Consider the following 22,107-nt stretch of genomic DNA (forward strand, 5'->3'; position numbering starts at 1 on the left):
TATGCGTCACAAACATGACGTATAGCGATATTATGATTGCACAAAAGTGACGGATAGCCATCAAATACGATATGCTATACGCACCTTTTAACAAGCAATAAGTTTAGTGAAATTAATTAATAAAACAGTAATATCTATTGGCATTTGGTATTTAATAGCCAACAAAGTTTGCGTTTACCGTCATTGCGAGAAAACTTTCTGGCGTTAGCAAAGAAAGGTGACGAAGCAATCTTAATGGTCAATCAATTTAGCGGTGAGATTGCTTCACGTCAATATTCTCACTTCGAAAAACTTTGGCAGGTTCGCAATGACGCTCCGAAGTTCCGTTGCCGCTGAAAATTACAACAAAGCTCATTTGAAAATTATTTGTATAGCATTCAGTCATTCAAAGCCCTGAAAGGGCTAAATAACAAAACGAAGGGTTGCACCCTTCGTAAAAAAGAAACCATATTATAATAGAAGTCCTGTAAGGACGAGATAAGAATATTGCTTCGTTCTAGTCAGCTGAGATTCTGTAGAACACAATAGCGAAGTAACCTTATACATTCTATAACTAGATGGTGAAATTGCTTCACGTCAATATCATCATTACTAAAAACTTCAGCTGGTTTGCAACGCTTACGCCTTAGCTTTTACTGCTGGCCGTAGCCTATAGCAAAGGCGCAATAACCAAGCGAATAATCTTTCGATACAAGTTGAACTCCAACACCCAATGCTATAGTTTAGTCCTTTCCTTCAATAAAAAAACTAGAACCATAAGCACATAAAAAAACTGGCGAAGCAGAAGCCTCGCCAGTTTAAAAATCTAATCTGTTAATTGCTTAACTATTTATTCCCTTTTGTTTTTTCCTTCATTAAGCTAGCACCTTCTCCTTCTACAGTGTTATTGGTTTCGTCTACCAATTCGTAACCTAAAGTTCTTCCTTTAAGTGTAGCTGGCAAACCATTCGCCATCCACTCTGGCATTGGCGCACCTTTTAAGTAGTGATCGAAGAATTGACCCATTCTGATAGAAAGGTCTTTTCTGTTTTTACGCTGAACAAGGTTATGGTCTTCGCCATTGTACACCACTAACCAAGATGGTTTTTGCAAACGTCTCAAGGCCATGTAATATTCAATACCTTGGTACCACGGCACCGCACCGTCTTCATCATTGTGCATAATAAACAAAGGTGTTTCCACTTCGTCCATTCTAAAGAGTGGAGAGTTGTCGATGTAGCGTGTTGGAGTTTCCCATAGTGTTCCGCCCAAACGACTTTGTGTTTTCTCGTACTGGAACATACGGCTCATACCGCTACCCCATCTCACTCCACCATAAGCAGAGGTCATGTTTACAACTGGCGCTCCTGCACCTGCCGCAGCATACATATCTGTTTTAGTAACAAGGTAAGCTACTTGGTAACCTCCCCAGCTTTGGCCTTGAATCGCCATTTTGCTCTTATCCACAAAGCCCATATTTACAACAGCATTTGTAGCCGGAACCACATGGTTATAGGCACTAGGCCCAGGATAACCCAACTCATATTTAATATCTGGAACTAATACCAAGTAATCGTTACTTACATAATATGGAATATTGATTGTACTTGCACTTGGCGCTGGACTTGGATGGCTATGTAAGCTGTTTGATCTTCTTTCGTAGAAATAAACAATCATTGGATATTTCTTGTTCGGATCGAAGTTTTCTGGCTTGTAAAGAATGGCCTGCATTTCTTCTCCATCTTGTAAAGAATTGAACTGAATTAGTTCGGCAGTACCCCAATTGTAAGGATCTTCTTGTGCGCCTACATTGGTAAGCTTTTTCAAACCATCCATTTTATAGCTGTTAGCTACATACAACTCGCCAAATTCTTCATAAGTAGATTTAGTAAAGATAACGCGATCAGAATCTTCCGCTTTGATTAACCTACCAAAACTCACATCTTCCATAACCACTTTTGTTGGGTTAGAAGCTTTTGACAGGTTGGCAGTGTAAAAACCATCTTGCATTGTCCATTGGTGCATGGCGCTAAGCAATACTGGCGCTTTCATTGAGATAAACTTCTCGTCTCTATCTAGTGACTGATATCTGAAAGTGATATTGTTTTTACGACCAAAACCATTGGTTACGTTCTCAGGAGCTAATTTTCCTTTTGGATCAATTTTCCAGATATCGAAACGATCGTTAATAAAGAAAGCAGCATCTTTTTCGCTCCAACCTGCCGCTCCGTAAGAACCAGCTAAAGACGGGGAATCATGTAACTCATTGGCAAAACTCACATCAATCCCTTCTGTCAAGTTTCTTACAGTTTCAGTAGCTACATCCATAGCAAACCAATCTTCCAATTCAGGATCGTACCAAGTTAGGTAGTTACCCTCTGGTGAAAGAGACATAAAGCCTCTGCCAGCTTCCATAATCAATTTGGCTTTACCTGTATTCACGTCAACTTTGTAGTAGTCACGTGGCTGTTGAGTATCCCAAGTAGACTGAATTCTATAAGCTTGGTCGTCTGTAGCCAATACAAAGTCACGGTCATTTTCGGTATCAATGTAAATGCTCTCTAAGTTCGGGGTACCTAATTGAACCATTTTCATTGATTTCAAATCCATCACTACATCGAAAGTCTGATTCTTATCTCTATTGGCTCTTAATTTTTGCATTGGCTGAATGTACGGATCGTTATAAGACCATACATCTACCGCAGGGCGCTCAGAATCTAATAAAGTAGTATCCTCTTCGTATGCATATTTTACAGGGCGTGGAGCTGTTCCGAAGTACAATCTTTTTCCGCTTTCTGAAAAGCGTGGATTACTATTATCACTTACCATCCAGTTATTAGGAAGACCAGCCGTAGTAGTGTCTGCAATGATTTTTGCCTCATTATTGCCTGCTTTCCAGTGCATTAAACTAAAATATTTATCATCAGCTTTGCTGTCAGAATTAGTAGCAAAAAACACCAACTCTTCTCCATCCTCTGTAGTGGTAAGTTTTTTGTAATCCTTTAAGCCTGAGTTTAAAGTAACCTCTTTACCAGTTTTTGTATTATAGGCAAATACACCAGCAGGATTCAATGAATCTGCTTCATCTTTTTCGAAATACAGATAGTTACCTTTTGTGGTTAACTCATAATCCATAACACCTTCAAAGCGCTTTTCGCTACCAGAAACCATGTTGTAAAGCACCAATTCTGTTCCTTTAGATTTAGACTTCGGCTTTTTGTCTTCTTCAGATTTTTCGCCCTCCTCTTTTTTGGCTTTTTCTTCCAAAGCAGCTTCATGAATCCAAGCAACAAACTCGGTAGATTCGTTTGGTAACTGATAGTTTTTTACCCTAGCAATTTTCTTGATATCACCGCTTTTAAGGTTTACTATGAAAAGAGAATCTTTAGGCATTTTTGCGCTAGTGGTTTTCTTAAGTTTCAGCGCATGCTCCTTCTCATATTCGGGATTAACGGTAGCTACCACAAAATCGCTATTCTTAGTGAATGAATACCTACCTACTCTATCGAGGGTATAGGTTTTGTTGTTGGTTAGGCTCTTGATTTCAAGTATGCCGTCTCCTACCTGAGGGCTAATTCTATAAGCGGTCCAATTACCATCATTGCTTATAGTGGTGGATTGCAGGCTTTTCCAGTCATCATAAACATCATGTGTTAGTGGTTTCTTTTGGGCGGTTGCCTGAAAGAACATAAACAGCATGAAAATTGAAAATAAGCTGATTTTCGTTTTCATAGGTTTTAGTTTCTAATTGTTATCTATTCCTTACAAATATAAAAGTTAGGCAGAGTATATAAACACTTCTTATATTGACGGAATCAACTTGAATTAAAACGAAAAACATCATGCTCAAAAAGACACTCTTATTCTCTTTTTTGATGGTGCTTTCTTTCCAAGTTTTTGCGCAAAAAACCATTGCGGAAATCACCAAAGGAGCCATTAAAAAAGAAGGTTTTTTTAATTATTACTGGAACGAAGATGCCGGTAAGATTTATCTAGAAATAAAGAATTTCGATAAAGAATTTCTCTACATCAACTCTCTAGCAGCCGGTATTGGTTCTAATGACATTGGTCTTGACCGTGGTAAATTAGGCGGTACCAGTGTGGTAGAATTCAGAAGAGTTGGTTCTAAAGTACTTTTGGTTGAACCAAATTACAGATATCGAGCTGTTTCTAATAATGTAGACGAAGTGGAAGCTGTAAAACAAGCTTTTGCCGAATCGGTATTAGAGGGCTTTAAAGTAGAAGCTGAAGAGAATGGTGTAGTATTAATAGATATCACTCCGATGATTCTTACCGATTCTTATGGTGTAGCCAATACACTTAATCGTTCTCGTCAGGGTTCTTACCGTTTCGATGCTAGCCGCTCGGCCATCTACCCTCCTATGTTGAAGAACTTTCCGAAAAATTCAGAATTTGAAGCTACAATTACACTAGTGGGAAGCGCAACTGGTGGTTTCATTAGAAGTGTAACGCCAAACCCCGATGCTGTAACCGTGCGTATGCACTACTCTTTTGTTGAATTACCAGATGCTGGTTACAAACCACGAAAGCTAGATCCAAGATCAGGTTACTTTGGTACTTCTTACATGGATTACGCAACACCAATTCAGGAAGATATTACAAAAAGATTTATAAACAGACATAGATTAGCCAAGAAAGACCCTACCGCAAAAGTAAGTGAGGCCGTTGAACCAATTATTTATTATGTAGACAGAGGTGCTCCAGAGCCCATCAAATCTGCACTTATTGAAGGTGGACGATGGTGGAACCAAGCTTTTGAAGCTGCTGGTTATAAAAACGCTTTTCAGGTGCGCGAAATGCCAGCCGATGCAGACCTTATGGATGTTAGATACAACCTAGTACAATGGGTACATCGTTCTACTCGCGGTTGGTCTTACGGATCATCTGTTACTGATCCGCGTACCGGAGAGATTATTAAAGGCCACGTAAGTTTAGGTTCGCTAAGGGTTCGTCAAGATTTCTTGATTGCTCAAGGTTTAATCAACCCTTATGAAAACGGCACTACGCCTGACCCCATCATGCTCAAATTGGCCCTTGCTCGTTTAAGACAACTGTCTGCACATGAAATTGGTCATACTATTGGTTTGGCCCACAGTTATGCTTCTAGTGCCGATGGGGATGCTTCGGTAATGGATTACCCTCACCCTCAAATTGGTCTGAAAAACGGTAAAATCTCATTAGACGCTCCTTACGATACTGGCATTGGCGAATGGGATAAAGTAGCGGTAACTTACGGTTATCAAGACTTTCCGAAAGGAACAGATGAAGACAAAGCGTTAAATGACATAATAGAAAAAGGACTGAAAGACGGTTTGCATTTTATTACCGATTCAGATTCTAGATCTCCGGGTAGTGCACACCCATTCTCTCACCTTTGGGATAACGGAAAAAGCCCTGTGGATGAATTGAACCGATTAATGGAAGTAAGAGCAATTGCTTTGAAAAACTTCTCTGAGCAAAACATTCCTATGGAGGCTCCTATGACAACTTTGGAAGAAGTATTTGTACCGATGTACATGCTACACCGCTACCAGTTAGAGGCAGCCTCTAAGGTAATTGGAGGTGCATATTACAACTACAAACTAAGGGGCGACTCTCAGCCTTTGCAGCAAACAGTGCCTGTTGGAGAGCAAAAAGCAGCGCTTTCAGCTTTAATCAACGTATTGAAACCTGAGAATTTAGAAGTACCGGCTCACATTCTTAAAATTATTCCTCCGAGAACACCAGGGTACGGAAGATCAAGAGAAACCTTTAATGTAAGAACAGGAGTGCTTTTCGATCCGGTTTCTCCAGGAGAAGCCGTAGCAGGAACTACAATGAGCTTCTTATTTAATTCGCAGCGTGCTACACGTTTGGTTCAGCAAAAAGCAATGGACAGTAATCAGGTTGGACTTCAGGATGTGATTAATGCCGTGGCAAACCTTGCCTTCGATGCAAATTACACTGGTTACCGTGCTGAACTACAGAAAGTAGTTGCCGACAGCTTTATCAGCGAATTGATGTCGTTAAGCATGAGCTCTCAAGCCTCTGTTTCTACCCAAGCCGAAGCCATGGCAGCACTAAGAAAATTCGCTAAAAAACTAGCCAGCAGCAATGACACTTTTCAAAATGAGTTAGCGTTTAAAATCACTCGCTTTTTAGAAAACCCTAAAGAAGTAACACCAACCAATGCATTGACTCCTCCAGATGGCTCGCCAATTGGAATGGATGCCCAATTCTGGTGTACGTTTGAAGGGTACTAATTAAATAAATACAGATTGAAAGAATGAAAAAGAGCCAGAAAACCAAGGCTCTTTTTCATTTCTGATTACATTTATAAAGATTGTTCGTCTTAGCCATAACTGAATTTTACTATGAATAAAAGGAACGCTGTAGCACTCGTATTAATTATTGCATCGTTGGTTTGCCTCTACCCTGGCCTTACAAAACCCATTATTCAAATCAACATTGGAGCCCAACTGCCATTAATTGGTGAATTCACACTTTTTGAAAGAACACAAAGTGTGGTAGAAAGCATACAGTCACTTTTTGAGACAGACAATGACCTAGTAGCTTGGTTGATTCTTATCTTCTCCATCATAGTGCCCATAGCTAAAGCCGTAATTCTATTGGCTGTTTTGGCCTTTAGAAAACTACCGGGGAGAAAGGCCCTTTATCGTTTTGTAGGCTTAATCGGAAAGTGGTCAATGGCCGATGTATTTGTTGTGGGTATTTTGCTGGCTTTCTTGGCCACAGGCGAAAACGAAAGCATTCGGGCCGAACTTTATGAAGGCTTTAACTATTTCTTGGCCTATTGTATTATCTCCATTCTGGCTATTCAGGTAATGGATGTGAATACCGATGACCTAGTGCAATAAAAAAGGGGCCAATGCCCCTTTTCTTACTCTGAGTATTTAAACGAATCTAAAAACTTTTTCCCAGCCTCATCAAGCTCTGTATCTCCGGTTACCACAACCATTTGAAATTGATATTGCCCCATAAGAATAACCCTATAAAAGCATATTGCTTGACCTTCCATAAGACTAATAGTAGCCTTTTTGCCTTCGTTGCTTTTATATTTATATATATCCTGGTTTAGAATATCGCCCTGCACTTGTTCATTAAATGACTCCAGAGAAACATCTGCCAAGCCTTTATGATCTCCAAGTAATTCAGTGTGCAAGGTCCAGCTAAACAAATAGGTTTCTTCACCAATTGTAGAGGTCACTTTAATGGTGTTTGTCGATTCACCTACAACCTTCGAAACCGTATACTCGCCTGGCATTGTAATGCCAAACTTACCATTCTGCGCCAAGTATTCCAGTTCATCACCTATGGAGTAAAGATGGTTTTCAGATTCACTATTAGGTGATAATTGACTAGGCATCAACAAGACACCAAGTATGGCAGGCAAAATCATTTTCAAAAACATAATTCAAACAGTTTAATTGACTAATATTTTCATTCCGATAGCCCCTTAAGCTGCGAACCGGAGAATGAAATTAAGAAATATCCTTAATCTTATTATAACGGAGTGAGCAAGTTATTTTCTCTATTTAAAATTTTATGCTCCAAGTGCATTCTTTGATTAAATAAGGTTACATCTTTTGTCTAATCATTTAGATTTGCACAGACATGAAATCCCCTCGTAAATCACTTACCGAAGGCCCAATATTAAAAACGCTCACCATGCTGGCTTTGCCCATCATTGGTGTAAACCTATTACAAACGGGCTATCAATTGGTAGATGCATTTTGGGTGGGTAGATTAGGTGCCAATGCTGTAGCAGCAGTTTCAATCAGTTTTCCGATTAACTTTCTGTTGATTTCTCTCAGCTCAGGTTTTGCCTTTGCTGGTGCCATTTTGGTAGCGCAATACGCTGGCGCTAAGAATATTAAAATGGTAAACCATGTAGCACGGCAGACCCTTTTGATGGCCTTTTTAATTTCATTGATTGTATCTATTGTTGCCTATATTTTTTCACCACAAATACTGAACATTGTTGGGGTAGAAGAAATCATTTTTGATGAAGCCAACCTTTTTCAGCGCACCATTTTTATTGGATTGATTTTCAACTTTGGTTTTATCATGTTCCAATCGCTATTAAGAGGTGTTGGCGAAGTGAAAATACCACTGTATATCAATGGCGCTACCTTGCTTCTTAACTTCTTTCTCGACCCATTATTTATTTATGGTTGGGGGCCAATTCAAGCTTATGGAGTAACAGGTGCTGCTGTCTCTACTTTGGTAACCCAGTTTTTATCTATTGCAGTGGGTATGTACATTTTATTCAAAGGCACAACAGAAATTAAGTTGAGTATGAAGGCTTTTTCCTTCGATTGGCCATTACTTAAAAAAGCATTTAAACTCGGTTTTCCATCTTCAATCGAAATTTCGGCCAGAGCCTTAGGCCTTACGCTTATGACTGTTTTGGTAGCCCGTTTCGGTACGGAAGTGTTGGCCGCTTACGGAGTGGGCTCTCGTTTAATTAGCTTTGTGGTAATCCTCAGCTTAGGTCTTTCAAAGGCGTGTACTACTTTAGTAGGGCAAAACATGGGCGCAAAACGCATTGATAGGGCTGAGAAAACTACATACTACTCGTCTGTTATAGGTTTCGTTTCTCTTTCTATAGTGGGGTTAATATTTTTTCTTTTTGCTGAACCACTCACGCGGGCATTTTTAACAGGTGATGACCATGTAGTTGAAATGGGTGTTGATTTTCTCAAAATCACATCTCTCAGCTTTGGCTTTATGGGTTTGCAAATGTCGATCATAGGTGCCCTGAGAGGGTCGGGAAATACTATTTCTTCCATGATATTAACCATAATAGGCATTTGGGCAATCCAATTCCCTGTGGCTTGGTTTTTATCCTCACACACAGCGTTGGGTTACAATGGCCTATGGTGGTCTTTCCCAATTTCTAATGTAATTCCTGCTTTAATCACCTTAGGTTGGTATAAAACGGGCAAGTGGAAAAATAAAAACTTGGTGCACGCAAGCCAAGAAAGCTAGAATACACCAAGTTATATTATTTTTAGATTAGAGCACTTTAGAACTTAAAGTCTCCGAAGATATCGTCATCATCATCTTCTCCCCAACCACGGTTCTTTTTAGATTTAGAAGGTTTTGGTGGCATCTTCTTTTTCCTGAAGCCATCATCATCTCCACCTCTGCCCTTCAAAGATTCTTTTTTCTTTTTGTTGGGCGCATTTTTTCTTGGTGTTCCTTTTGTTGGTGCTTCAGACCAATCCAAACCTTGCCCGCCTTTCTCTGGTCTACCTCCACCATCAAAATCATCTTCCTCTCGGCTTTCTTCTCGTCTGGGCTTAAACTCTGGTCTCTGACCACCTTGGCCACCAGCAGGTTTACGTTCATTTGATTTTCTGTCTTCAGCTTCAGAAACAGAAATATTTCTTCCGTCTAAAGATGTACCATCCAGCTGAGTAATGGCTTTTTGGCCATCCTCTCTGTTTGCCATGGTTACAAAAGCGAATCCTTTGGATTTACCGGTTTCACGATCGGTGATGATCTTTAAGCTTTTTACCTGACCAATCTGTTCAAACAACGCGCGCAGGTTACTTTCTTGGGTTTCGTAGCTCAACCGGCCTACAAAAATGTTCATGTTACTTAATAATTCTATTTGTTTCTCGCCCCTAAGTTATTAGTATTTCGGGATTTGTGTTCAATATCGGTAAGAACAAAGCATTTCAAAATTTATTTCATAATTTATTTATCTTGAGGCTCGAAAAAAAATCAACCTATGAAACGTCAATACAGCTTAGTTTTTCTATTTGTCACCTTTTTAGCTGTGAGTTGCGGAAACTCTAAAAGCAACGAAGAAAAATCTATAAACAACACCAACCAAACCGAAGAATGGATTTCGCTTTTTAACGGTAACGATTTTAGTGGCTGGGAAATGTATGGAGAAGAACCCATTATGGAACAATGGCAAATTGTAGACGGTACAATTGCTTGTAACGTAGGTTTAGGAGAAAAGAATGCTGGTTTCAATAGGTCGATCATGACTACTGAAGATTACAGCAACTTTGAACTTGAGCTTGAATACAAAATCTCGAAAGGCGGAAACAGTGGTATTTTCTACCATGTGGTGCAATTAGAAGGTAATGGACACGACTACTTAACAGGCCCAGAATTTCAATTACTTGACGATGAATTCTCTAGATCTGAAAGTGAAGCCAATAAAATGGTAGGCGCTAACTACGCAATGCATGCTCCTTCCGAAACTAAAAAGCCAAATCCATTTATGGAATGGAATAAAATCAAAATTGTTTACAAGGATGGGCATGTAGAACACTGGCTGAATGATGAAAAAATATTAGAATTTGAAGAAGGCAGCGAAGATTGGTATGAACGCAAAGAAGCAGGTAAATGGGCGAAATATGAGTTTTACGCCAAGTCAAAAACAGGCCGTATTAGTCTTCAAAACCACGGAGATGAAGTCTATTTTAGAAATATTCGAATTAAGGAGTTGTAGAAAGGGGGTGTTTACATAGCCGCTGAAGTAAAACTAGAATTGGTTTCAAATGTCAACAGGAACATACAGCCAAATTTATATTCAGGTGGTTTTCGCTGTTAATGGTCGCCAAAGCCTGATTCTGAGGGCTTGGGAGGATGACTTATATAAATACATCACCGGGATTGTTCAGAATAAGGAGCAAAAGATGCTTGCCATTAATGGAATGCCCGACCACATTCATTTTTTGATAGGAATGAGACCAACCTGTTGTTTGTCAGATTTAGTGAGAGAAGTCAAAAAAGCCTCTAACAAATGGATCAACGAACATGGACATGTAAAAGGGAAGTTTGAATGGCAAATCGGATTTGGCGCATTTTCTTATAGCCACTCTGACCTTGATAAGGTAATCGTTTATATTATGAACCAAAAAGACCATCATCGAAAAAAGACCTTCAAAGAAGAATACATTGAATTTTTAAATAAATATAAAATTGAATTCAAAAATGAATACCTATTCGACTGGCTGGACGAATAGAATAGGTTCAACCCTTTCAGGGTTGCTGGCTTGTTCAAACATCTCATTGCTATAAATGTGGCATCCCGATGGGATGCTCAGCTGGCTTTATTCGTAATAACCGACCCCAGCGGGGTCATATCTTTATAGAAAAACCACAATGCAATAGGATCATCTCCCGACCCCAGCGGGGTCGTACCAATACCATCTACCAAATTATCTTAATTTCGCGGAATGAAGGCGCAACACTTTTACCTCATTCATATTCAATATATAGGCTTTAGGTTTCATGGCTGGGCAAAACAACCAGAGGTAAAAACCATTCACTACATGATCGACCGCACCTTGGCTTTTGTGCTCGGACACCGCGACTTCAAAACCATGGGCAGTAGCCGTACCGACTCTAAAGTTTCAGCCTTAGACAATGCCTTTGAGCTTTTTCTTCATGAGCCAATTCAAGACGAAGCCGATTTTTTACATAGAACAAACCTCAATCTGCCACCAGACATCAAAGCAATTGGCATCAAAAAAGTAGACTCGAGTTTTAATATTATCAAATCACCTCGTACCAAAGAGTATATTTACCTTTTCGCTTTTGGTGAAAAACCACATCCTTTTAGCGCCCCTTTTATAACAACCGTACCTGAGGAATTAAACCTTGAGTTGATGAAAGAAGGCGCCAAATTATTTGAAGGTATACATGAATTTAAAGCCTATTGCAAAAGACCCAAAGAAGACACCATTACTCAACGAGAAATACTTTTTTCTAGAATTGAAGAGAACCAAGAGTTTAGCGCCAACTTCTTCCCTACTAAAAGCTACATATACAGAGTAAAGGCCGTAGGTTTTTTAAGACACCAAATAAGAATGATGGTAGGCCAACTTTTTCTTCTTGGCAAAGGAGAAACCAGTTTGGAGGAAATTAGTCTTTCACTAAAAGGTAAGCACACCAAAGAAATATTTCAGGTAGCTCCGGGTTCAGGTTTAATTCTTTATAAAATTGACTTCGAAGAAAAATAGCACCTCCTATTTTACTAGTTTTCCCAGTTATCCATATTTTGAACCAAGCCTATAACAAGCACGCATTTCATACAAAAGATTCGAAATTTGATTTTGATAAGGTTACATTTATGAATCTGTTATTCCGTTGAAAGCTACTATTGCCACCATATTGCTCGCTTTGCTTACCCTCCCATTCGGAGGTACCTACCTATTTCTTGAAATGGAAAGAGCAAAAGCAAAGCAACATGCTACCCTAGCAATAGCAAACGAAGAAAACCCAGTAGAAATGGTTCACCTAGCCTTTACAGAGGCTCAAATGAAGTCTGATTTACGTTGGGAACACGATGGCGAGTTCGAATATAAGGATCAGATGTACGATATTATTTCCCGAGAAGTAAAAGGTGATACCACCTACTTTTATGCCTATTGGGATAAACTAGAGTCAATAGTTAACCACAAACTGAACGAACTAATTGCACTTCACTTTGGTGGAAAATCAGATCAGCAAGACGATAGTCAATTGGTGGTCTCTTTGGTTAAAGCACTCTACATCCAGCCAAGTGTGCAATCCACAACTTTTATTAACCCCATTGTTTCCACTCAGTTTTTCGAGATAGAAATGACCTACGACCCTAGGTCGCAAGGTGTGGATGGCCCTCCCCCGCGCTATAATGTATAAATAGTATTTTAACTCAAGCATCATGGAAGTCTATTCCATGTGTTACAAGCCTGTATGGCTGAGTAAAAATTTATACATCATTTTCTATTTTACCAATGAAGAAATATTTATTCATGTGGTGCTTTGTGCTATGTACCTTTTCAGGAATAGCGCAAACCGTTACCATTATTGACAAAAATACTGGTGAACCGCTGGAGTTAGCTACTTTGGCGAGCAATTCACCCAGGGCCTTTGTGGTTACAAACATTAAAGGTCAAGCAGATATTACAGCCTTTGAAGGTGCTGAAATTATCGAAGTAAGAATGTTGGGCTACGAAAAAGCAATGGTGAGTTATGCCATTCTTGCCCAAACCAATTTTACTGTAGAATTAGTTGCATCTAAGTTATCTATGGACGATGTGGTGGTTTCGGCCAACCGTTGGCATCAAGACCGGCAAGATGTTCCTAACAAAATTAAAACCATTACACCTTCAGATATACAATTGCAAAACTCTCAAACGGCAGCCGATTTACTCGGTAGCACCGGAGATGTTTTTATTCAGAAAAGTCAACTAGGAGGCGGTAGTCCTATGATTCGAGGCTTTTCTACTAATCGCTTATTGATTACAGTAGATGGCGTTAGAATGAACACCGCCATTTTCCGTAGCGGTAATTTACAAAACGTAATTTCTCTCGATGCTTTTGCTACAGAAAGCGCTGAAATTCTGTTTGGTCCAGGTTCTGTTATGTATGGTAGTGACGCGATTGGTGGAGTAATGAGTTTTAGAACACTCAACCCACAATTATCTCACACCTCTGAAACATTAGTGAAAGGTGCCGCTGTAGCAAGATACTCATCAGCAAACGGTGAGAAAACAACTCACTTCGACATCAATGTTGGTTGGAACAAATGGGCTTCGGTAACCAGTTTTTCGAATTCCAATTTTGGAGATTTGAGAATGGGTACCAATGGCCCAGATGATTATTTAAGACCATTTTATGTGGAACGCCAAAATGGAGTAGACGTAATGGTGGCAAATGAGGATCCATTAGTTCAGAAGCCAACGGGGTATGAACAAACCAATTTGATGCAGAAAGTACGGTTCAAACCAAACGCAAACTGGGATTTGGTGTATGGCTTACACTATTCTACCACTTCAAACTATTCTCGTTACGACAGATTAATCAGAACCCGAGGGGGTTTACCGAGAAGTGCAGAATGGCAATACGGACCGCAGGTTTGGTTAATGAATAATATAACAGCCACCCATCAAGGTGACAGTCACTTATATGACCAAATGACTGTTCGCTTAGCACATCAGTTCTTTGAAGAAAGTAGAATCGACAGAGATTTTAACAAGCCGACAAGAGCTTCGAGAGTAGAAAAAGTAAACGCCTATTCTTTCAATCTTGACCTTGACAAAGCCCTAAAAACAGACACAGAACTGTTTTATGGTTTCGAAGCTGTTTATGATGACGTTAACTCAACTGGAACAGATGAGGACATTACGACTGGCGATGTTGTTGAAGGTCCTGCCCGCTATCCGCAGTCTTCTTGGGCATCATATGCACTGTATGCTTCGTTGCAACACCGCATTTCACCGAAACTACTGGTTCAGGCAGGAACGCGCTACAACTACTTTAAGTTAGACGCTAAGTTCGATACACGTTTTTACCCTTTCCCTTTTGAAACAGCTGAAATTTCGAATGGTGCTGTTACAGGTAGTTTAGGCTTGGTGTTCAACCCAGAAACAGACATGACAATTTCTACCAATTTATCTACTGGTTTTAGGTCGCCAAATGTAGATGATGCGGGAAAAGTGTTTGACTCTGAGCCTGGTGCTGTAGTAGTTCCGAACCCAGAATTAGGCCCTGAATATGCCTATAATGCTGAATTGGGAATTGCTAAGATTTTCAATTCATCTATCAGAGTTGATGTTACAGGTTTTTATACCAGATTAGAAAACGCCTTGGTGAGAAGAGATTTCACCCTAAATGGGCAGGATGAGATTATGTACGATGGTGAACTGAGCCAAGTTCAGGCGGTTCAGAATGCTGCTTATACAAAAGTATATGGTATTCAGGCTGGCATTGAATTTAAATTCGATTCTGGTTTTGGCTTCTCTTCGCGCTACAACTTTCAGCATGGAGAAGAAGAACTTGACGATAGTACATTAAGCCCATCGAGACATGCGGCTCCTTCGTTTGGTGTAACTAAAATCACTTACAATCATCAAAACCTTAAAATGGATTTGTATGCCATGTACGGTGGCGAAGTAAGTTTCGATGATATGCCAGCTGAAGAAAAAGGTAAAGATTACATGTATGCTGCCGACAGTAATGGTAACCCTTATTCGCCAAGCTGGTACACACTTAATTTCAAAGCACTTTACAAACTATCCAACGGCATGACCATTAGCGGTGGGGTAGAAAACATTACCGATCAGCGTTACCGCCCGTACAGTTCGGGTATTACCGCTGCCGGAAGAAACATCATCCTTTCTTTGAAGGTTGATTTATAGTGGTTGTTTTGTTCATGGCGCGCTCTGTGTAAGCGGAGCGTGCCTATTTTTTCATGTTATTCCCTACTTTTGAATAATAAATGACCATTGAACAAATCATCGACAACGTTTACCAAATCCCTCCTATTTCCAGGGCTAAACTTCTTACAATTATTAACGAAGTAAGATTAGCCAAGCAATCTCTAGTTTTAAAAGCCAATCGGGTTGAACCGAAATTACTATTTATCAAAAAAGGAATTGTAAGGGCCTTTGTTGCGCAGCCCGAAGGTGAGATTACTTTTTGGTTTGGAAAAGAAGGAGACGTTGTGCTTTCCATGAAAAGCTATGTGAAAGGATTACCTGCCTATGAAAGTATTGAACTGCTGGAAGATTCTGAATTGTATGAAATTCAATCAGAGCACTTGCAAAAGTTATTCGATCAAGATATTTATATTGCCAATTGGGGAAGAAAATTAGCAGAGCAAGAGTTAATAAAAACCGAAGAACGGTTAATCTCTAGGCAGTTTAAAACGGCTTCAGAAAGATATATGGAGCTCTTAAACCAAAACCCAGACCTTCTTCAACGAGTACAGTTAAAACACATAGCATCTTACCTAGGTATTACACAAGTGAGCCTCAGCAGAATCAGGTCAAGTATTCGGTAACTCCCTTCTCTTTTTTATCATTTGTATAACCGTTAGCGTTTCAGTTTACTGAAATTTGCCTTCATAAAATTTCAGAATTATGAATTGGATTCTATTGATTATTGCGGGCTTGTTCGAAGTGGCCTTCGCTTCTTGTTTGGGCAAAGCTAAAGAGGCAACAGGAAATGAAGTGTATTGGTGGTATGCTGGTTTTTTCGTTGCCTTAACCATAAGCATGACCTTACTGATCAAAGCTACTCAAACACTTCCTATCGGTACTGCTTATGCCGTGTGGACAGGTATTGGAGCAGTGGGTACGGCTTTGGTAGGAATTCTATTCTTTAAAGACCCTGCCAGTTTTTGGCGTGTTTTCTTTATGATCACACTTATTGGATCAATAGTAGGTTTAAAAGCTGTTTCGCAAACGGCATAGCAAAAATAAAGAGTGACCAAAAACATGCTGGTCACTCTTGAAATATCTTAATGAGCCATAAAGACATCCGCTACAACTCAATATCTTTAATTTTACGCTTGGCTTTCCAGTAGCCCCAAAGTAGCTTGGGGCTTATTGCTTTTTTCCGCGCTGGGCTTCAAGCATGTCCCACATTTCTTGCGGAATTTTCTCTAAATGACTGAATTCACCTGCACCTTGCAGCCACTCACCGCCATCAATGGTCACCACTTCTCCGTTTACATAAGCCGAATAATCCGACATTAAATAAGCCGCTAGGTTGGCCAATTCTTGATGCTCTCCTACTCTGCCAACTGGCACCAACTTGGCTGGATCGAATTTCTTCACTAAATCCCCTGGCAATAAACGGCTCCATGCTCCTTCCGTAGGGAATGGCCCTGGCGCAATGGCGTTCATTCTAATTTTATATTTAGCCCATTCTACTGCCAATGAGCGAGTCATGGCCAAAACACCGGCTTTAGCACATGCCGATGGCACAACATAGCCAGAGCCCGTCCAAGCATAAGTAGTTACAATGTTCAGTACGGTTCCTGGTTGTTTATTGGCTATCCATTTTTTACCCAAAGCCAAAGTGAAATTGGTGGTACCTTTTAATACAATACCAATTACAGTGTCGAAAGCGCGGTTAGAAAGGCGCTCAGTAGGACTGATGAAATTTCCAGCAGCATTGTTCAAAAGCGCGTGAATTTGACCAAAACGCTCTTCGGTTACTTTCAGTACATTCTCTACTTGTTCGTAATCACGAACATCGCATTGAACGGCCAAAACTTTTCCACCCGTTTCGGCTTCCATTTCCTTAGCGGTTTGCTCTAATACTTCAATCTTACGACTGGTGATTACCAAATTGGCACCCAATTCTAAGAAATAAGTACCCATCGCACGGCCAAGGCCAGTTCCTCCACCCGTTACAATTATAGTCTGATCTTTTAGTGCTCCTTCTTTGAGCATTCCGTCTGTTCTCATAGTCTCTTTTGCTTCGATTACCAAGATATAAATTATTATGCATGCAGCACAATCTTTTTAAGGCCGTCCATCGTTATTGTCCGTGATTTTCTGATTCAGATTATACATATTTGCCTACTAAACCTTATGCTATGAAACAGCTTCTTTCTTACTTCTCAATTGTAATAGTTCTTTCTTTATCTTCTTGTGTGGCAAAAAAAGATTTTGACGCCCTAATGGCCGAGAAAAACGAATTAGCCTCAGACAAAGCTCAATTAGAAAGGGAGCTTGCCGTAGCCAATGAAAAAATCAACCGCTTAGAAGTTCAGCTCAATGATTTAACCACTGAGAAAAACGCTCTACAAAACGACTTCGATATTATTGATAAGGAACTAAAAGCTCTGCGTTCTGAACACGGCAGAATTAAAGGACTGTATGAAAACCTATTGACCAACAGTGGGCAGTTGAACCAAGATTTGGCGCGTCAGCAAAAGCGATTGTTGGCGGTGGAAGAAGACCTTAATATTCAGAAAAAGAGAAACGAAGAACTGGCTGAAGATTTAAGCAAGCGTGAAGCCCGTGTAGCCGAATTAGAAAAGCTAATTTCTGACAAAGAAGCGGCTGTGCAAGCTTTAAAAAACAAAGTAACCAATGCGCTACTCAACTTTAATGAAGACGATTTAAAAGTAGAAGTAAGAAACGGTAAGGTGTATGTTTCTTTGGCCGAGCAATTATTGTTTGGAACGGGAAGTATAGCCGTTGACCAAAAAGGTGTGAGTGCATTACAACAATTGGCCAATGCCATTAAAACCAATCCCGACATTAATATTATGGTAGAAGGCCATACAGACAATGTTCCATTCTCTAGAAAAACACAATACATGAGCGACAACTGGGATTTGAGCGTACTCCGTGCTACTTCTATTGTTAGAATTCTGGTAGAAGGTGGCGTAAGCCCCACATCAATCACAGCTTCGGGTCGAGGAGAAAGTACTCCAGTAGTAGCAAACGATAGCCCCGAAAACAAGGCTAAAAACCGTAGAACAGAGATTATTCTAACCCCTAAACTGGACGAGCTTTTTCAGATTCTTGATAATTACTAAACCATTTTCATCAGCATTTGATTTTACCGTTATGTCTACACAAAATGAGTTTTCGAAATATACTTTAGAAGAGCTGGAGAAAAAGAAAAAGCACTTCAAAAGGCTACAAATCATGATGTTAGTTTTAACCGCCATCTCTGCAATTATTCTAGTTGTTACTGCATTGGTAAAACATAATCCGCAAGCCTATCAGTTGATCCCCTTTCTCGTAATTGCAGGTGTGGTATTCCCCTTATTGGTTTTTCTACCTATTCGTAAAAAGATTCAGGCGGAGATTGAGAGAAGGTAGGTGGTTTAGTCTTTCAAATAAATTTATATCTTTAATTCTTCCAATTCAGGAATCTAAACTCTACAATTTCTAAAGCATGGATGACAAACAGAGAAAGCAAATATTAAAGAATGCCAAAACCTTCTTTCGTGAAAAAATTGTTAAAAGCCATGTTGATGGTGCCTGCAAAAGAGCCAGTAAGCTTTCTGAGTATAATATCAATCCATTTTTATTTAAGTACTTAGCTAATTTCCTAACGGGTAATGATGACTCAGAAAGCATAGCGAGAGCTTTAGTATTACCTAGGGTTTTAGGAGCTTCTATCACCACTTCGTTTGGAATGAAGATTCAAAATTTAATTAGCACACTATTTCAAGGTTTAGGGTCAACCACTCAGGGAATTGATATTGAATTCATTGATGCTATTGATGGACGTAAAAAATACTGTCAGCTCAAGGCAGGCCCGAATACAATTAATCATGATGATGTAACAACCATAGTTAATCATTTCAATGGCGTCAGGTCATTAGCAAGAACAAATAATCTAAATGTCGGAATAAATGACATGATTGTTGGCGTTGTCTATGGTGAAAAATCAGAGCTTAGTTCACACTACAAAAGAATCAATGAAAATTTCCCTGTCTACACAGGTAAAGACTTTTGGCATAGACTTACGGGAAGAGAAAATTTCTACTTTGAACTTATTGATGCAGTTGGTGAAGTCGCCTTGGAAGTTGATGCAACTAAAGTTATTGAACAAACGATCAAAACGCTAGCTATCGAGATTGAAAAGAAGCTTCAATAACCAAGATGAAAATTAATTTTTCATTGAAGAATAATACTCATTTAGAAATCTCACAATCGAATAACCCAATTCTTGACCAAGGTTAACTGGTACCGCATTCCCAATTTGTTTATACTGCTGAGCCGTAGAGCCAGCAAATTCCCAATCATCAGGAAACGTCTGAATTCGAGCATATTCCCTTACAGTAAAAGGCCGCGTTTCATCTGGGTGACACCTTTCAGTTTGTTTCTGAGCAGGACTACAAGTCAAAGTCAAAGAAGGTTCATCCCAACCTATCCTTCGAGCCATGCCTGTTTTGCCACCACCTAAATAAAAGCTTCCTCCCATATACTCTTTCTGTAACTCAAGTGGAAGGTCACGCCAATACCCTTTAGGTGGCACTAAATCAAGTATATCCTTTTTGTACTCTGGATACTTTGCTCCATTGGATTTTGGAACATCACTATTATATAAGCTTCCTTTTTTCAAGGCATCCTTAAGGTTATATATTTTTTTATGTGGTTTAGGATATGAAAAAGGGAGATCTATATCTTTCCTTATTCCAACCAGAATTAGTCTCTCTCGTTTTTGAGGTACTCTATAATGTATAGCTTTTAACACCTGGACAGGAACTACATTATAACCTATTTCATCTAAAATAGAAATCATACCTTGTAGTGTCTTACCTTGCTCATGACTTAACAAACCACGTACATTCTCACCTATACAAATTGCGGGATTTACCTCCTGTACTGCTCTAGCAAACTCATAAAACAAAGTTCCTCTTGCATCATTAAGTCCTAATTTTTTTCCAGCATAACTAAATGCTTGACACGGAAAACCACCAGTAACTACATCAACCTCATTACGAAATTCAGAAAAATTGAATTCCTTAATATCTCCTTCAAGAACATTCCAAGCTGGTCTGTTATTTCTAAGCGTTTGACAAGCCCATTTATCAATTTCATTAAGCGCTCTACATTTAATTCCTGCCCTTTCCAAGCCTATAGCTAATCCACCCGCACCTGCAAAAAGTTCTAAGACAGAGTACTCGTTATCTGGTTCTATAAAATTTGAAACTGTATCCTCAACCTCCTTATTAAATAGAGTTCCTAAAAGAGTCTGAACATCACGTTTACGATATACTCTGTAATTTGAAACTGGTTCACGGACGGCATTCAAAACACCCTCCTTATCCCATCTACGTAAGGTTTCTTTACTTTTACCAACAAGCTCAGCCGTTTCCGATAATGATATATATTCTTCCATAACCACATTACTTAACCTTACACATTGGTTACAAATTTAACTGTAATATAATGATAGTCAAGAAAAATAAATAAGCTTTTTAAATTTTGCCCAAAACTCCCCCCTCAAGGCGAAACCCACTCCATTAGCTGAGCGCAGAGAATAGCGCCATATGTACCGAGTGCATAGCCTAAAACGGCAAGTAATACTCCTACTGGGGCTAAAGCTGGGCTAAATGCCGAAGCCACCACTGGAGCCGAAGCGGCTCCACCTACATTGGCTTGGCTGCCCACCGCCACAAAGAAGAATGGCGCTTTAATAATCTTCGCCACTACAATCATGATAATCACATGAACGAACATCCAGCTGATGCCAATCGCAAACAGCCCTGGGTTATCAAACACTTCGCGAATGTTCATTTGCATACCAATGGTAGCCACCAAAATAAAGATAAATACTGAGCCTAAACGGCTAGCGCCTGCACCTTCTAGTTTTCTGGCCTTGGTAAACGAAAGCCCTACGCCTACGGTGGTCGCAATCACGACTAACCAAAAGAAGTCTGAGTTAAGTGATGTAAGGTTATACTTATCAAGAAAATCAATATTTCTTTCCATCACGGGCTGAATAGAATCAGCTCCCCAACGTGCCAAAGCAGTAGCCCCAAAGGCCACCGCCAGAATAGTCATTACTTCGGTGAGGGTAGGTACTTTGGCAATACTCGCTTGGTAATCCTCTACCCTTTTCTTTAAGTCATCAATGGCAGTAGTATCTGATTTCAGCCAACGGTCTACCCTTTTGGCCTGATTGGCTCCATAGAGCAAAAAGCCTGTCCATATATTGGCGCAGATCACATCTATTACTATCATTTGAGAAAAGAGCTCATCGCTCACTTCATAAATCTCCTTCATAGAGGCTTGGTTGGCTCCTCCACCAATCCAGCTACCCGCTACTGTGGTTAAACCGCGCCACACTTCTTCGGCACCCCCAACATCTAAAACACTTGGGGCAACGGCCGAAATAAATAAAATGGCAATCGGTCCACCGATCACAATACCGATGGTGGCGGCAAAAAACATAATCAGGGCTTTTGGCCCAAGGTTAATAATTCCCTTTAAATCAATACTTAAGCAAAGCAAGACCAAACTGGCCGGTAGTAAATAGCGTGATGCTACAAAGTATAGGTTTGACTCTTCCCCCGAAATCAAACCCAAAGGCCAATTGAGTAAAGCAGGCAAAAAGTAACAAAGCAGAATACTTGGTACAATAGTGTAAAACTTCTTCCATAAAGGATTTGGTGAATGCGAAGTGTGAAATACTGCGGCAATCACAATCAGAAGTAAACCGAGAACTATGGCATCGTTAGTAAAAAAAGGCTCCATGCTTGTTTAAATTTTGAACCCTAAAAAAAGGGATTTTAATCGTATTTCTAACCTTCTATTCTATCTTCTTCTGCCAATAAGTCGAAATTAAGGTCGAAATCTATGTAAAGGCTACCAGTAAGGGAATTTCTGAAAG

The 22,107-nt window shown here is 39.8% G+C and carries 19 protein-coding genes; 13 read left to right on the forward strand and 6 right to left on the reverse strand.

From position 1 onward, the window contains the following. Positions 1-825 precede the first annotated feature (825 nt). A complete protein-coding gene (locus AWW67_RS11440; protein ID WP_062301876.1) occupies positions 826-3,711 on the reverse strand; it encodes a S9 family peptidase in 2,886 nt (961 codons plus the stop codon). A 110-nt stretch (positions 3,712-3,821) separates the two neighbouring features. Between AWW67_RS11440 and AWW67_RS11445 the strand changes: the two genes are divergently transcribed. Then, complete coding sequence (locus AWW67_RS11445; protein WP_062301878.1) at positions 3,822-6,242, forward strand: zinc-dependent metalloprotease; 2,421 nt, start codon at positions 3,822-3,824, stop codon at positions 6,240-6,242. A 111-nt stretch (positions 6,243-6,353) separates the two neighbouring features. Continuing rightward, the gene (locus tag AWW67_RS11450) at positions 6,354-6,857 is read left to right on the forward strand and encodes a paraquat-inducible protein A (RefSeq protein WP_053221836.1); all 504 of its coding nucleotides are present in this window, start codon (positions 6,354-6,356) and stop codon (positions 6,855-6,857) included. 23 nt (positions 6,858-6,880) lie between these two features. On the opposite strand, the gene AWW67_RS11455 is transcribed toward AWW67_RS11450, so the two are convergent. Then, positions 6,881-7,411: a hypothetical protein gene (locus AWW67_RS11455; RefSeq protein WP_053221837.1), complete on the reverse strand. Its 531-nt coding sequence runs from the start codon at positions 7,409-7,411 to the stop codon at positions 6,881-6,883. A gap of 203 nt (positions 7,412-7,614) precedes the next feature. Here AWW67_RS11455 and AWW67_RS11460 point away from each other — a divergent pair, with 203 nt between their 5' ends. Next, complete coding sequence (locus AWW67_RS11460; protein ID WP_053221838.1) at positions 7,615-8,991, forward strand: MATE family efflux transporter; 1,377 nt, start codon at positions 7,615-7,617, stop codon at positions 8,989-8,991. A 37-nt stretch (positions 8,992-9,028) separates the two neighbouring features. On the opposite strand, the gene rbp is transcribed toward AWW67_RS11460, so the two are convergent. Then, positions 9,029-9,601: an RNA-binding regulator gene (rbp, locus tag AWW67_RS18625; RefSeq protein ID WP_071387115.1), complete on the reverse strand. Its 573-nt coding sequence runs from the start codon at positions 9,599-9,601 to the stop codon at positions 9,029-9,031. Positions 9,602-9,739: 138 nt separating this feature from the next. Between rbp and AWW67_RS11470 the strand changes: the two genes are divergently transcribed. The 7 genes from AWW67_RS11470 (at position 9,740) to AWW67_RS11500 (ending at position 16,208) form a co-directional block, all read left to right on the forward strand. Next, positions 9,740-10,474, forward strand: a complete 735-nt coding sequence (locus tag AWW67_RS11470; RefSeq protein ID WP_053221839.1) for a 3-keto-disaccharide hydrolase — start codon at positions 9,740-9,742, stop codon at positions 10,472-10,474. A gap of 49 nt (positions 10,475-10,523) precedes the next feature. Further along, a complete protein-coding gene (gene tnpA / locus AWW67_RS11475) occupies positions 10,524-10,991 on the forward strand; it encodes an IS200/IS605 family transposase (RefSeq protein WP_062301880.1) in 468 nt (155 codons plus the stop codon). 213 nt (positions 10,992-11,204) lie between these two features. Then, positions 11,205-11,990: a tRNA pseudouridine synthase A gene (locus AWW67_RS11480; RefSeq protein WP_062301881.1), complete on the forward strand. Its 786-nt coding sequence runs from the start codon at positions 11,205-11,207 to the stop codon at positions 11,988-11,990. A gap of 127 nt (positions 11,991-12,117) precedes the next feature. After that, the gene (locus tag AWW67_RS11485) at positions 12,118-12,651 is read left to right on the forward strand and encodes a hypothetical protein (RefSeq protein WP_062301883.1); all 534 of its coding nucleotides are present in this window, start codon (positions 12,118-12,120) and stop codon (positions 12,649-12,651) included. Between the two features lie 95 nt (positions 12,652-12,746). Next, positions 12,747-15,152: a TonB-dependent receptor gene (locus AWW67_RS11490; protein WP_062301884.1), complete on the forward strand. Its 2,406-nt coding sequence runs from the start codon at positions 12,747-12,749 to the stop codon at positions 15,150-15,152. Between the two features lie 80 nt (positions 15,153-15,232). Then, on the forward strand, positions 15,233-15,796 hold the full coding sequence (locus tag AWW67_RS11495) for a Crp/Fnr family transcriptional regulator (protein WP_062301886.1): 564 nt from the start codon (positions 15,233-15,235) through the stop codon (positions 15,794-15,796). A gap of 79 nt (positions 15,797-15,875) precedes the next feature. Beyond that, the gene (locus AWW67_RS11500; RefSeq protein ID WP_062301888.1) at positions 15,876-16,208 is read left to right on the forward strand and encodes a DMT family transporter; all 333 of its coding nucleotides are present in this window, start codon (positions 15,876-15,878) and stop codon (positions 16,206-16,208) included. Between the two features lie 132 nt (positions 16,209-16,340). On the opposite strand, the gene AWW67_RS11505 is transcribed toward AWW67_RS11500, so the two are convergent. Beyond that, entirely contained in the window at positions 16,341-17,210 is an 870-nt protein-coding gene (locus AWW67_RS11505) for an SDR family oxidoreductase (protein WP_062301889.1), read from the reverse strand. Positions 17,211-17,341: 131 nt separating this feature from the next. Between AWW67_RS11505 and AWW67_RS11510 the strand changes: the two genes are divergently transcribed. The 3 genes from AWW67_RS11510 to AWW67_RS11520 all read left to right on the forward strand — a co-directional run bounded on the left by AWW67_RS11510 (position 17,342) and on the right by AWW67_RS11520 (position 19,365). Beyond that, the gene (locus tag AWW67_RS11510; protein WP_062301891.1) at positions 17,342-18,292 is read left to right on the forward strand and encodes an OmpA/MotB family protein; all 951 of its coding nucleotides are present in this window, start codon (positions 17,342-17,344) and stop codon (positions 18,290-18,292) included. A 31-nt stretch (positions 18,293-18,323) separates the two neighbouring features. After that, the gene (locus AWW67_RS11515; RefSeq protein WP_062301893.1) at positions 18,324-18,581 is read left to right on the forward strand and encodes a hypothetical protein; all 258 of its coding nucleotides are present in this window, start codon (positions 18,324-18,326) and stop codon (positions 18,579-18,581) included. Positions 18,582-18,657: 76 nt separating this feature from the next. Beyond that, the gene (locus AWW67_RS11520) at positions 18,658-19,365 is read left to right on the forward strand and encodes a PmeII family type II restriction endonuclease (protein WP_062301894.1); all 708 of its coding nucleotides are present in this window, start codon (positions 18,658-18,660) and stop codon (positions 19,363-19,365) included. A gap of 12 nt (positions 19,366-19,377) precedes the next feature. On the opposite strand, the gene AWW67_RS11525 is transcribed toward AWW67_RS11520, so the two are convergent. Next, positions 19,378-20,613, reverse strand: a complete 1,236-nt coding sequence (locus AWW67_RS11525) for a DNA cytosine methyltransferase (protein WP_062301899.1) — start codon at positions 20,611-20,613, stop codon at positions 19,378-19,380. 104 nt (positions 20,614-20,717) lie between these two features. After that, positions 20,718-21,971: a DUF819 family protein gene (locus AWW67_RS11530; protein WP_062301900.1), complete on the reverse strand. Its 1,254-nt coding sequence runs from the start codon at positions 21,969-21,971 to the stop codon at positions 20,718-20,720. Between the last annotated feature and the right edge of the window lie 136 nt (positions 21,972-22,107).

This window comes from Roseivirga seohaensis, assembly GCF_001592945.1.
GTDB classification, from domain to species: Bacteria; Bacteroidota; Bacteroidia; order Cytophagales; family Cyclobacteriaceae; genus Roseivirga; species Roseivirga seohaensis.